The sequence below is a fragment of the Cellulomonas citrea genome (genome assembly GCF_009829685.1).
Classification (GTDB): domain Bacteria; phylum Actinomycetota; class Actinomycetes; order Actinomycetales; family Cellulomonadaceae; genus Cellulomonas; species Cellulomonas citrea.
The window spans coordinates 1-12,006 of sequence record NZ_VWSD01000093.1 but is presented as its reverse complement, the minus strand read 5'-3'; the positions used below and the strand labels follow the sequence as shown (position 1 = coordinate 12,006).

Sequence of the window (12,006 nt, the reverse complement as noted above, 5' to 3'; positions counted from 1 at the left end):
CCGTTCAGGCGCCGCCGCGCCACGCCCCGCAGCCGCTGGTCGAGGACCCGAGCTCGGCCGCGCTGCGCACCGCGCTCGGTCAGGTGCGCAGCGAGGTGGCCAAGGCGGTCGTCGGGCAGGACGCGGCCGTGACCGGCCTGGTCATCGCCCTGCTGTGCCGGGGCCATGTGCTGCTCGAGGGCGTGCCGGGGGTCGCCAAGACCCTGCTGGTCCGGTCGCTGTCAGCCGCCCTGGCCCTCGACACCAAGCGGGTGCAGTTCACCCCCGACCTCATGCCCGGGGACGTCACCGGCTCGCTCGTGTACGACGCGCGCACCGCCCAGTTCTCGTTCCGGGAGGGACCGGTCTTCACCAACCTCCTGCTGGCCGACGAGATCAACCGCACGCCCCCCAAGACGCAGGCCTCGCTGCTGGAGGCCATGGAGGAGCGCCAGGTGTCCGTCGACGGGCTGGCGCGTCCGCTCCCGGACCCGTTCATCGTCATCGCGACCCAGAACCCGGTCGAGTACGAGGGCACCTACCCGTTGCCCGAGGCCCAGCTCGACCGGTTCCTGCTCAAGCTACTGCTGCCGCTGCCCGCGCAGGACGAGGAGGTCGAGGTGCTCGCACGACACGCCGCCGGCTTCGACCCGCGTGACCTGGCCGCGGCCGGGCTGCGGCCGGCCGCCGACGCCGGTGTGCTGGCCCAGGCGCGCGCGCAGGTGGCCCGTGTCCAGGTGTCCAGGGACGTGCTCGGCTACATCACCGCGGTGGCCCGCGCGACGCGCCAGTCGCCGTCGCTGTCCCTCGGGGTCTCCCCGCGCGGCGCCACGGCGCTGCTCGCGACCTCACGCGCCTGGGCCTGGTTGCAGGGCCGCACCTACGTCACCCCGGACGACGTCAAGGCGCTCGCGCACCCCACGTTGCGACACCGGGTCGCGTTGCGCGCCGAGGCCGAGCTCGAGGGCGTGACCGCCGAGTCGGTGCTGGACTCCGTGCTGTCCGCCGTCCCGGTGCCGCGCTGACGATGACGCTCACCTGGCGAGGGGTCGCGCTGGCGGCGCTCGGCGTCATCCCGGCGGTGCTGTTCCCGGTGCCGCTCACGGTGCTGGTGTGGAGCCTGCTCGTGGTCGCCGCCTGCCTGCTCGACATCGCGCTGGCTGCCTCCCCCCGCCAGGTGGCGGTGAGTCGCGACGTGCCCGGCTCGGTGCGCGTCAACCAGCCGGCGACCTCCACCCTCACGCTCACCCACACCGGTGCACGTCGGCTGCGCGGGCTCGTGCGGGACGCCTGGCCGCCGTCGGCCCTGCTGCCCGCAGCGGGCACGGCAGGTGCGACGGGGGTCCCCCGGCTGGGGGTCCGCACCCCGCTGTCCGCGGTGGACCTGCGCCCGGGTGAGGGGGTGCGCACCCGGACCGCCGTACGGGCGACCCGACGCGGCGACCTCGTCGCACCGTTCGTCGTCATCCGCACGCTCGGGCCGCTCGGCCTGGCGGGTCGGCAGGCGCGGATCCCGTTGCCCGGGCGGCTGCGGGTGCTCCCGGAGTTCGTCTCCCGCGCCCACCTGCCGTCCCGGCTCGCACGGCTGCGCGAGCTCGACGGGCGGGCCGCGGTCCAGGTGCGCGCCTCGGGCACCGAGTTCGACTCGCTGCGCGAGTACGTCGACGGGGACGACGTGCGTTCCATCGACTGGCGTGCCACCGCCCGACGGGGTGACGTCGTGGTGCGCACCTGGCGGCCCGAGCGCGACCGCCGCGTGATGATCGTGCTGGACACGGGCCGCACGAGCGCCGTCCGGGTGCTCGACGCCCCGCGCATCGAGGCGTCGATCGAGGCCGCGCTGCTGCTGGCGGCGCTGGCCGGCCGGGCCGGCGACCGGGTCGAGCTGCTGGCCTACGACCGTGCCGTGCGCAGCCGGGTGGCCGGGACCAGCGGGGCGGGCCTCATGGCCGCGATGGCGCAGTCCCTCGCCGACGTCCAGCCGGCGCTCGTGGAGACGGACTGGCCGGCTGCGGCCGCCCAGGTGCGTGCGCGGCTGTCGCAGCGAGCCCTCGTCGTGCTGCTCACCGCGATCGACCCCGCCGTGGCCGAGGCGGGTCTGCTCGACGTGGTGACCCAGCTCTCGCAGCGCCACCAGGTGGTGGTCGCCGCGGTGGCCGACCCCGAGCTCGACGAGCTGCGTACTGGTCGGGACGGCGTCGGGCAGGTGTTCGACGCGGCGGCTGCCGAGCGCGCCGGTCTGGAGCGCGCCGCCGTCGCGATGCGGCTGCGCCGCCGAGGCGTCGAGGTGGTCGAGGCCCTGCCTGCGGACCTGGCGCCCCGGCTGGCCGACACCTACCTGGCGCTCAAGGCCGCCGGCCGGCTCTAGCCGGCGGTGGCCAGCGCGTAGCCGGCGCGATCGGGCGCCAGGTCACCGGTCTGCCCGTCGGCGACCGCCCGGCGGCCGAGCACGATCGTGTACGTCCAGAACCCGGTGAGCGCGACCGCGCCGATCGCGATCTTCGCCGGCCAGGGCAGCGTCGACCCGGTGACGAAGCCCTCGATCAGCCCGGACACGGCGAGCACGAGCACGAGGCCGAGCGCGACGGTGAACAGCGCCCGGCCCTCCTCGGCGAGGGCGCGCCCCCGCGGCCGCGGCCCCGGGGCGATCCAGGCCCAGAAGATCCGCAGCCCCGCGGCGCCGGCGACGAAGATCGCCGTGAGCTCGAGCATCCCGTGCGGGCTGATGAGCTGGAAGAACAGCCCCAGCTGACCGTGTGTGGCCATGACGGCACCGATCTGGCCGACGCTCACGGCGTTCTGCACGAGCATGAGGACCGGTCCGAGCCCGGTGATGCCGGACGCGACGCAGACCGCGGCGATCCAGGCGTTGTTGGTCCACACCATGGCGGCGAACCCGGCCCCGGGGTCGTAGTACTGGGCGAACATCTGGTCGACGTACTGCTGCTGGTCGGCCGGTGACATCGTCGCGTTGAGCACGTCCGGATGCTGGGCCAGGTGCCACCCGGTGGTCACCGCGACAAGGGCGAAGGCCGCCATCACCGCGACCGTCCACCAGCGGATCCGGTAGAGCGCCGCAGGGAAGGACACGAGCAGGAAGTGCCCCACCTGCTCCCAGGCGGGGGTGTGCGCACCGGCCAGACGTGCGTGGGCGCGTGCGACCAGCTGCGACAGCCGCATCACTGCCACCGGGTCGGGCGCGGCCGACCGCACCGTCGACAGGTCGGTCGCCGCCGCCTGGTACAGCCGCACCAGCTCGTCCACCTGCGCACCGGACAGCCGACGACGACGCGACAGCTCGTCGAGCCGGTCCCACTGGGGGGCGTGCACGGCGGTGAAGGCGTCCAGGTCCACGGGGACAGCCTGCCATCCGGCGCGGGTCCTGGTCGCCGGTCGGCTACGGTGCAGAGGTGACGACCCAGGGCATCCTCACCGGCGAGGGCGTGCTCCTGGAGGCCGAGCCCGCCTCGTTCGCGTCCCGGCTGCTCGGCGCGGCCATCGACTACGGGCTCGCGGTCGTCGCGTTGTTCGGCGCCATGATCGCGGTGGCCGCCGTGGGTGTGGAGTCGGAGGCTGGCGGTCGGATCTCGGTGGTCGTCGTGACGGCCGTCGTCCTGGTGATCGCGCCGGTGACCATCGAGACGCTCAGCCGGGGCCGGTCGCTCGGGCGGCTGGCGGCCGGGGTCCGGATCGTGCGCGACGACGGCGGGCCGGTCACGGTGCGGCACGCGATGATCCGGGGCCTGGTCGCGGTCGTCGAGATCTGGGCGACGCTCGGGGTGCCCGCCATCATCGCGTCGATGGTGAACCCCCGCGGCAGGCGCCTGGGCGACATGGTCGCCGGGACGTACGCCGTGCGGGTGCGCGGCGGACCGAGCACCCGGGCACCGCTGGTCATGCCGCCGTCCCTGGTGTGGTGGGCCCGCAGCGCGGACGTGGCGCGGTTGCCGGACTCGCTGGCGCTCGCCGCCCGCCAGTTCCTGGGGCGGGTGGACCGGCTCAACCCGGTCGCCCGCGCCGAGCTGGGGACGAGCCTGACGACCCAGGTGCTCGCCTACGTGCAGCCCTGGCCACCCGCCGGGACTCACCCTGAGGTGTTCCTGGCGGCGGTGCTGGCCGAACGCCGCGAACGTGAGCTGGTGGTCGAGGCCGCCCGCACCCGGCGCACGCAGGGCGAGGCGGACACGTTCACCCGGTTGCCGTACGGCGTGCCGGACCCCACCGCGTGAGGGTGCGATGACAGTCATGGTGACCGGCGGTGCCGGCTACATCGGTGCGCATGTCGTCGCGGCGCTGGCGGCCACGGGCCGGTCCGTCGTGGTGGTCGACGACCTGTCCTCCGGGCGACGGGACGCGGTGCCCGAGGTTCCTCTCGTCCGGCTCGACCTGGCCGACCCCGGGTGCGTCCCGGCCCTGGTCACCGCGGCCCAGGAGCACGGGGTGACCGCGGTGGTGCACCTGGCCGCGAAGAAGCGGGTCGACGAGTCCGTCGCCCGTCCGCTGTGGTACGCCGAGCAGAACGTCGGCGGCCTCGTGCACCTGCTGCATGCACTGGTCCAGGCGCAGGTGCAGCGGGTGGTCTTCTCCTCGTCGGCGGCGGTGTACGGCAGCACAGGCCCGGACCCGGTGGACGAGCGCCATCCGACAGACCCGGTCAACCCGTACGGACGGACCAAGCTCGTCGGCGAGTGGCTGCTGCAGGACGCCGCCCAGGCGCACGGGGTGCGGGCCGTCGCCCTGCGCTACTTCAACGTCGCCGGAGCGCTCCGTCCGCAGCTGGCCGACCACGGCACCGGCAACCTCGTGACCGCCACGATCGCCGCGCTGCGCCGCGGGGACGCCCCCGTGATCTACGGCACCGACTACGACACGTCCGACGGCACGTGCGTGCGCGACTTCGTCCATGTGCAGGACGTCGCCGAGGCACACCTGGCGGCCCTGGACGGGCTCGAGGCGGGCACGGCGCCCGACGTGCTCAACGTCGGGACGGGCCACGGCACCTCGGTGTCCCAGGTGGTCGAGCGCCTCACGGCCCTGGCCGGGCGACCGGGCAGCGCCCGCGCCCTCGGACGGCGCGCCGGCGACCCTCCGTCCGTGGTGGCCGACGTGGACGCCATCGCGACCCGCCTGGGGTGGCGTGCCCGGTACGACGTCGACGACATGCTCACGAGCGCCTGGGCGGCCACGGCGCCCCAGGTCGGCGCGCGAACCTCCTAGGAGACCGCGATCGTCTCGGGGGTGCCGAACCGCGCCACCACCGTGGAGCCCGCGAGCACCAGCACGAACCCGCCGATCGCGAGCAGTCCCCGACCCTGCGCCGCGTGGTCCCCGGCCAGCAGCACGCCCAGCGCAGCGCCGCCCACGGTCTCGACACCGGTGACGACGGCCGACACCGCGACCGCCGGCGCCCGCTGGAACGCCAGGGCCGTGAGCAGCAGCCCGAGCCCGCCTCCGGCCGCCGCCGCCCAGGCCGCCGGTGAGGTGATCAGGGCCAGCGGGGCCAGGTCCACCAGGGTGTGCACCCCGGCGGCCAGCACGGAGAACCCGCACCCGGCGAGGACCGCGAGCACCACGCCGTGCCCCCGGGACGGCGGCCGGGACGCCGCCCAGAACCCGCAGCCCGCGAGCAGCACCGCGACGACGACCAGCACCGTCGGGGCCAGGGACGAGCTGGCCGCGCGGACCGTCGTGGTGGCAGACGCGAGCAGCACCAGACCGACACCGGTGAGCGCAAGGCCGCCCCACTCCAACGGCCGCATCCGGGTACCGAGCACCCGGCTGGCGAGGAGCGCGGCGACCGCGAGGGACGAGGCCCGCCCCGCCTGGACGACGAACACCGGCAGCACGCGCAGCGCCGCGAAGGCGAGCAGGAAGCCCGTCGCCACCAGGACCATCGCGGCCAGATAGGTGCGGTCGCGTACCAACCGCCACACGAGGGAGACGTGCATCGTGTCCGTGCCCTGCCCGGACCGCGCCGCACGCGCCTGCAGCACGAGCGCGGCCCCCGAGCACAGCGCCGCCATCGCGACGGCCACCAGAGCCCACCCCACACCGAACCCCCGCACGTCGTGAACCAAACCCCGTCGGGGGACAACTATGCTCCCTGGCGAAGGTCGGGCCGCCGACGAGGTCGCGTACCTGATCGGCGTCCCGTTGGGGTTCCGGACAGGGGGACGACGGATGGAGCAGAGCGGTTCCGACCGCGTCGCGGCGGACCGTGCGGTCACCACGGACGAGTCGAGGTACCCCTGGGCAGCAGTGGCCGGCGTCTTCCTCGCGGTGACGCTGGCGCTCACCGTCGTGACGACCTGGGCGGACTCCACCATGGGCCGCCTCGGCCATACCGGCCTGCACTGGCTCGACGGATGGTTCCGGTTCGACTCCGGGTGGTACTGGGCGATCGTCAGCGACGGCTACTCCTACTCCCCCGGTCAGCAGTCCTCGATCGCCTTCTTCCCGGTCTTCCCGCTGATCAACCGGGCACTCGTGGCGCTGGTCGGCGACACGCACGACGGTGCCCTCGTGCAGGTGGTCGGGCAGGTGCTGTCCGTCACCTTCGGGCTCGCCGCGGTGGTGCTGTTCGGGCACTGGGTGTGGCAGCGACTGCCGCGCCGTTCAGCCGTGCTCGCGATCGCCGTGATCCTCGCCTACCCGTACACGCTCTTCCTGCACGGACCGGTCTACGCCGACGGCATGTTCCTGCTCCTGGCCATCGGCGCGTTCATGCTCCTCGACCGTCGGTGGTACGTGGCGGCAGGACTGGTCGGGGCACTGGCCGTCGCCAGCCGACCGTTCGGCGTGGCGGTGGCCGTCGGCCTGGTCGTGCGGACCCTGGAGATGCTCGCTGCCAACTCCGGCGGGACAGGGTGGCGTGACGTCGTCGTGGCCGTCCGCCGCGTCCGGCCGCGGCACACCGGTGTGCTCCTCGCGTTCGGCGGACTGCTCGCCTGGATGGCCTACCTGTGGACCTCCTTCGGCAACCCGTTGGCGTTCGTCGAGGTCGAGTCAGCCCCCGGCTGGGACCAGGGCGTCGGGCCGCACACCTGGTTCAAGGTGGCCCTCATCGACGCGATGGCCCAGGGACACTGGCGGATGGGCGTGAACCTGGGTCTGCAGGCGCTCGCCTGCCTGCTCGTCGTGCTGCTGCTGCCGCGGGTGGTCCGACGGTTCGGCTGGGGCTACGCCGCCTACACCGCGGTCGTCATCGCCATCCCCATCCTCGGCACCAAGGACTTCATGGGAGCGGGTCGGTACGCGCTCGCGGCGTTCCCCGCCCTGGCCGCCGGCGGTGACTGGCTCGCCGAGCGCCCGCGCTGGGTGACGACCGTCGTGGTCGGCCTCATGGCGGTCGTCATGGTGGTCCTGACCCTGTACTTCGCACGAAACCGGGAGGTCTCATGACCAGCGACGCCCTGCTGTCCATCTTCTTCCCGATGTGGAACGAGGAGGCGTACGCCGAGCGAGCCGTCGAGGCGGCGCGCACGGTCTGCCGCGAGCTGGTCGACGAAGGCGCGATCGGTGACTACGAGCTCATCGTGGTCGACGACGCCTCCACGGACCGCACCCCGCAGATCGCCGACGCGATGGCCGCGGCGGACCCGCACGTGCGCGTCGTGCACCACGAGCGCAACCGCAAGCTCGGTGGGTCCATCAAGACCGGTCTGGCCGCCAGCACCGGTGACTACGTGCTCTACACCGACGCCGACCTGCCCTGGGAGATGGGCGAGCTGCGCCGGGCGCTGCGGGTGCTGCGCACGTACGAGGTCGACGTGGTGAGCGCCTACCGCCTCGACCGGACCGGCGAGGGGCCGCTGCGCACCATCTACTCCTTCTTCTACAACGGGCTCATCCAGCTCATGTTCAAGACCCGGCTGCGGGACATCAACTTCTCGTTCAAGCTCTTCACCCGACAGGTGCTCGACGTGGTCCACCCGGTGAGCGAGAGCTCGTTCATCGACGCCGAGATGGTGATCCGGGCCCGCAACGCCGGGTTCCAGATCCTGCAGATCGGGGTGGACTACTTCCCCCGCACCCGGGGCATCTCGACGCTGTCGTCACCGTCGGTGATCTGGGCGCTGCTGCGCGAGCTGGTCACCCTGCGCCGCGAGCTGCGCCACCCGTGACCCGCTCGCTCATCGTCACCGCCGACGACCTGGGCCTGACCCCCGGTGTCAACGCCGCGGTCGCCGCCGGGTACGACCGGGGGATCGTCACGGCGACGTCGTTGCTGGCGGTCGGCCGTGCCTTCGACGACGCCGCCCGCGTGCTTCGCGACCGGCCCGGCCTCGAGCTGGGCGCGCACCTCGCGCTCGTGGGCGAGGACCCCCCGCTGCTGAGCGCCCGGGAGGTCCCGACGCTCGTGGATGCCCGCGGGGCGTTCCCGCTGTCCTACCGCACGGTCGTGGCCCGCGGGCTGACCGGCCGCCTCGACCCCGACGACGTGCGCCGGGAGCTGTCCGCCCAGCTCGAACGGGTGCTCGGCCTGGGGCTGCCGGTCACGCACGTCGACACCCACCAGCACACCCACCTGTGGCCGTCGGTGGCTGCCGTCGTCATCGAGCTGGCCACGAAGGCCGGTGTGCCGACGGTGCGGCTCACCCGCAGCCACGCGCACTCCCCCGTCGGGCTGGGGGTCGAGGTGCTGGGTCGGTCGCTGCGCCGACGGGTGGCTCGCGCCGGGCTGGCCGGGACCGCCGACTACGCCGGTCTGGACGAGGCCGGGTCGATGGACGCCGCACGGTTCGCCGCCGCGGTGCGCGCCGCGGCCCGACGCGGTGCCCCCAGCCTGGAGATCAACGCTCACCCGGGCACCGCCGGTGAGCGCGAGCTCGGGCGGTTCGTCTGGGACTACCACTGGGGTGAGGAGCTCGCGATGCTGCTCGACCCGCAGACCCGCACGCTCGTCGCCGACTGCGGCTACCGCCTGGACGGGTTCAGCGCACTGAACGCGTGATCGCCGCTCAGCCGGCCGCGGCGGCGCGGCGCAGGTCCGGCTCGAGGTAGATGAGGTGGGCGGTGGGCACGGCCGCCCGGACCCGCACCTCGGCCGCGTCGATGGCCTGCGCGATCGACGCGGCATCTCCCCCGGTCACCTCGATCTTGGCCGCGACCAGCAGCTCCTCCGGCCCCAGGTGGAGCGTGCGCAGGTGGATCACCGACGCCACCGCGTCCCCGACGAGCGCAGCCTGGATCGCCGCGACGTCCTCGGCCGACGCCGACTCGCCGACGAGCAGCGAGCTCATCTCGACCGCCAGCACGACGGCGATCACCACGAGCAGCAGACCGATGCCCGCCGTCCCGGCCGCGTCCCAGCGTCCGTCACCGGTGAGCAGCGTCAGCCCGACGCCGAACAGCGCGAGCACGAGACCGATGAGCGCACCGGCGTCCTCGAGCAGCACGACGGGCAGCTCCGGAGCCTTGGCGCTGCGGATGAACTGCCACCAGGACCGCGAGCCGCGCACGTGGTTGGACTCGTGCACCGCGGTGCGCAGCGACGAGCCCTCCATCCCCATCGAGACCAGGAGCACCGCAAGCGGGACCCACCACCAGCGCCCCTCGATCGGGTGCGGGTCGCCCCACTTGTGCCAGGCCTCGTACAGCGCGAACAGCCCGCCGAGGCTGAACAGCACGATCGAGACGATGAAGGCGTAGACGTAGCGCTCCCGGCCGTAGCCGAAGGGGTGCTCGGCGTCGGCGACACGACGCGCCCGGCGCCCGCCCAGCAGCAGCAGGACCTGGTTCCCCGAGTCGGCCAGGGAGTGCACCGACTCGGCGAGCATCGAGCTGGACTGCGTGAGCAGGAACGCCACGAACTTGGTGATCGCGATCCCGATGTTGGCGGACAGTGCCGCCACGATCGCCTTGGTCCCGCTCCCGCTCGACATCCCCGCTCCTTCGTCGCTCGGCCGTCTGGTCCCTCGGCCGTGCGCAGCCTAACGGGCGGGCAGAGCCACGGTGCTCAGTCGGCCGACCGGACCTCGCGGGCCTCGGAGGCGAGCAGCACCGGGACGCCGTCGCGCACCGGGTACGCCAACGGACGGTCCGGGTCGGTGCTCACGAGCTCCGGTGCACCGTCGGGCCCGGTGCCGTCGACCAGCTCCGCACCCGTCACCGGGCACCGCAGCAGCTCGCGCACCCACGGCTCCAGCTGCGGACCGCTCGTCGTCGTCGCCATTCAGGCCTCGCCCTCCACCAGCGCGATCACGTCGTCGCGCACCTTGATCATGATGTCCTCGTCGGCCGCCTCGACGTTGAGACGCAGCACCGGTTCGGTCTGCGACTCGCGCAGGTTGAACCACCACTGCGGCACCCCGTCCCAGTGCGAGACCGTGAGCCCGTCGAGCTCGTCGACCTCGACGGGGCCCATGCTCCCAGCGTAGGCGCGCCGGACGGTGTCCTTGGCCGCACCCACGTCCGGGACGTGCAGGTTGATCTCGCCGCTCGCGCTGTACGGCTGGTAGAGGTCGGCGAGCACTGACATGGGGTGCTGCTGCTCGCCGAGGGCCGCCAGCACGTGCAGCGCCGCGAGCAGGCCGTCGTCGGCGTAGAAGAACTCGCGGAAGTAGTAGTGGCCGGAGTGCTCACCACCGAACACCGCCCCGGCCGCCGCCATCTCGCGCTTGACGTAGGAGTGGCCCACCCGGGTCCGCACCGTGCTCGCCCCGGCGGCCGCCATGAGGTCGGGCACCACGCGGGAGGTGATGAGGTTCCAGATGACCGTGGCCTCGCGTCCGGCGCGCTGCTCGCGCTCGACCTCGCGCAGCCCGATGAGTGCCGTGATCGCCGACGGGCTGACCGCCGCGCCCGTCTCGTCCACCACGAGGCAGCGGTCCGCGTCGGCGTCGAAGGCCAGGCCGAGATCGGCGTGGTGCTCGAGCACGGCCGCACGCAGGTCGGACAGCGACTCGGCCTCGAGCGGACCCCCCGTACGGTGCGGCAGCCGCCCGTCGAGCCGCATGTGCACCTCGAAGACCCGGACCGGCGGCGGTTCGATCCCGGCATCCGCCCCGAGCACGGCAGGCACGGTGAGCCCCGCCATGCCGTTGCCCGCGTCGACGACGACGACGAGCGGCCGGATGCCCTGCAGGTCGACGAGGCCGCGCAGCATGGCGGCGTAGTCGGTGAGCACGTCCCACGTGGACACGGTCCCGAGCGTCCCGGCCGCCGGCAGCCCCTCGTCGAGGTAGTGCTGGGCCCGGTCGGCCACCTGCGCCAGACCGGAGTCCTCGGCGACCGGGGCCGCCCCCGCCCGGCAGAGCTTGAGCCCGTTCCAGCCGGCCGGGTGGTGCGAGGCGGTCACCATGACGCCGGGCAGACGCCGCACGCCAGAGGCGTAGTACAGCTCGTCGGTCGAGCACAGCCCGAGCTCGACCACGTCGACGCCACGTGCCGCGAGCCCCTCGGCGACCGCTGCCGCCAGCGCCGGGGAGGTCAGTCTCATGTCATGGCCGACGACCGCGGTGCTGCCGCCCTCGGCGAGCACCACCTCGTCGGCGAAGGCGGCAGCCAGTGCCGTGGCCGACCTCTCGTCGAGGTCCTCCGGCACCCGTCCGCGCACGTCGTAGACGTTGACGACCGCGTCCAGCCTGCTCACTGCTCGTCCGACCTCATCGCTGTCCCGACTCCCGGACCTAGACCCCGACGCGTGCGCCCCGGGCCCACAGGCGGCACGGGCGTCCGGCTCCGCCCACTGTAGCGGGGACGACCTCAGTCGACCGGGCCGACGGCCGCAGGGTCCAACGGCTCGCCGTCACCGTCGACGGGGAACCAGGCGTTCCTCTCACAGCTGGGGCAGGATACGAACACCGCAGGGATCCCGCTGGGCGTACGCATCCGGATCCGGGTGATCCTGACCTCGCCGCAGGACTGGCACGCCTCGGTGCCCGGCACGGGCGGCCCGACCGGCTGGCTGAAGGAGCCGAGCGGGGCCGGGTCGTCGGGCCGGCGGCGAGCCATCTAGCTCTCGCCCCCGTCGAGCACCCGCAGGTGCGCCCGGTGCCGCCCTGGTTCGGCCGAGGCGGGCGCGGC

The 12,006-nt window shown here is 73.7% G+C and carries 12 protein-coding genes; 7 read left to right on the top strand and 5 right to left on the bottom strand.

Annotation, left to right across the window (positions count from 1 at the left end; all coding sequences use genetic code 11):
• Positions 1–35: 35 nt before the first annotated feature.
• A complete protein-coding gene (locus F2B26_RS10905; protein ID WP_159809244.1) occupies positions 36–1,004 on the top strand; it encodes an AAA family ATPase in 969 nt (322 codons plus the stop codon).
• A 2-nt stretch (positions 1,005–1,006) separates the two neighbouring features.
• Positions 1,007–2,347, top strand: a complete 1,341-nt coding sequence (locus F2B26_RS10900) for a DUF58 domain-containing protein (protein WP_159809242.1) — start codon at positions 1,007–1,009, stop codon at positions 2,345–2,347.
• Here F2B26_RS10900 and F2B26_RS10895 read toward each other — a convergent pair.
• Positions 2,344–3,333 carry a stage II sporulation protein M gene (locus tag F2B26_RS10895; RefSeq protein WP_159809240.1) on the bottom strand — a complete coding sequence of 330 codons (990 nt, stop codon included), beginning with the start codon at positions 3,331–3,333 and terminating at the stop codon, positions 2,344–2,346. The genes F2B26_RS10900 and F2B26_RS10895 overlap by 4 nt on opposite strands.
• 56 nt (positions 3,334–3,389) lie before the next feature.
• Here F2B26_RS10895 and F2B26_RS10890 point away from each other — a divergent pair, with 56 nt between their 5' ends.
• On the top strand, positions 3,390–4,208 hold the full coding sequence (locus tag F2B26_RS10890; RefSeq protein ID WP_159809238.1) for an RDD family protein: 819 nt from the start codon (positions 3,390–3,392) through the stop codon (positions 4,206–4,208).
• A 7-nt stretch (positions 4,209–4,215) separates the two neighbouring features.
• Positions 4,216–5,196, top strand: coding sequence for a UDP-glucose 4-epimerase GalE (galE, locus tag F2B26_RS10885; RefSeq protein WP_159809236.1), 981 nt, complete (start codon positions 4,216–4,218; stop codon positions 5,194–5,196).
• Here the strand turns inward: galE and F2B26_RS10880 are convergent.
• Positions 5,193–6,014 (bottom strand): DMT family protein, encoded by an 822-nt coding sequence (locus F2B26_RS10880; RefSeq protein WP_159809234.1) that lies wholly within the window; start codon positions 6,012–6,014, stop codon positions 5,193–5,195. The genes galE and F2B26_RS10880 overlap by 4 nt on opposite strands.
• A 145-nt stretch (positions 6,015–6,159) precedes the next feature.
• On the opposite strand from F2B26_RS10880, the gene F2B26_RS10875 reads away from it, so the two are divergent.
• The 3 genes from F2B26_RS10875 to F2B26_RS10865 are packed head-to-tail and all read left to right on the top strand — an operon-like array spanning position 6,160 to position 8,932.
• A complete protein-coding gene (locus F2B26_RS10875) occupies positions 6,160–7,380 on the top strand; it encodes a putative hexosyltransferase (RefSeq protein ID WP_159809232.1) in 1,221 nt (406 codons plus the stop codon).
• Positions 7,377–8,102, top strand: a complete 726-nt coding sequence (locus tag F2B26_RS10870; RefSeq protein ID WP_159809230.1) for a glycosyltransferase family 2 protein — start codon at positions 7,377–7,379, stop codon at positions 8,100–8,102. Before F2B26_RS10875 ends, F2B26_RS10870 begins: the two co-directional genes overlap by 4 nt.
• On the top strand, positions 8,099–8,932 hold the full coding sequence (locus tag F2B26_RS10865; protein ID WP_159809228.1) for a ChbG/HpnK family deacetylase: 834 nt from the start codon (positions 8,099–8,101) through the stop codon (positions 8,930–8,932). Before F2B26_RS10870 ends, F2B26_RS10865 begins: the two co-directional genes overlap by 4 nt.
• A gap of 7 nt (positions 8,933–8,939) precedes the next feature.
• Here F2B26_RS10865 and F2B26_RS10860 read toward each other — a convergent pair whose 3' ends face one another.
• The 3 genes from F2B26_RS10860 to F2B26_RS10850 all read right to left on the bottom strand — a co-directional run bounded on the left by F2B26_RS10860 (position 8,940) and on the right by F2B26_RS10850 (position 11,572).
• Positions 8,940–9,863 carry a cation diffusion facilitator family transporter gene (locus F2B26_RS10860; RefSeq protein ID WP_159809226.1) on the bottom strand — a complete coding sequence of 308 codons (924 nt, stop codon included), beginning with the start codon at positions 9,861–9,863 and terminating at the stop codon, positions 8,940–8,942.
• Positions 9,864–9,937: 74 nt separating this feature from the next.
• Positions 9,938–10,153 (bottom strand): Trm112 family protein, encoded by a 216-nt coding sequence (locus tag F2B26_RS10855; RefSeq protein ID WP_159809224.1) that lies wholly within the window; start codon positions 10,151–10,153, stop codon positions 9,938–9,940.
• Complete coding sequence (locus tag F2B26_RS10850; protein WP_159809222.1) at positions 10,154–11,572, bottom strand: phosphohexomutase domain-containing protein; 1,419 nt, start codon at positions 11,570–11,572, stop codon at positions 10,154–10,156.
• Positions 11,573–12,006: the final 434 nt, after the last annotated feature.

Coding starts and splice junctions, on each gene's coding strand:
- F2B26_RS10875 (WP_159809232.1), top strand. CDS start 6,160: ATGGAGCAGAGCGGTTCCGACCGCGTCGCGGCGGACCGTGCGGTCACC.
- F2B26_RS10860 (WP_159809226.1), bottom strand. CDS start 9,863: ATGTCGAGCGGGAGCGGGACCAAGGCGATCGTGGCGGCACTGTCCGCC.
- F2B26_RS10870 (WP_159809230.1), top strand. CDS start 7,377: ATGACCAGCGACGCCCTGCTGTCCATCTTCTTCCCGATGTGGAACGAG.
- F2B26_RS10855 (WP_159809224.1), bottom strand. CDS start 10,153: ATGGCGACGACGACGAGCGGTCCGCAGCTGGAGCCGTGGGTGCGCGAG.
- galE (WP_159809236.1), top strand. CDS start 4,216: ATGACAGTCATGGTGACCGGCGGTGCCGGCTACATCGGTGCGCATGTC.
- F2B26_RS10900 (WP_159809242.1), top strand. CDS start 1,007: ATGACGCTCACCTGGCGAGGGGTCGCGCTGGCGGCGCTCGGCGTCATC.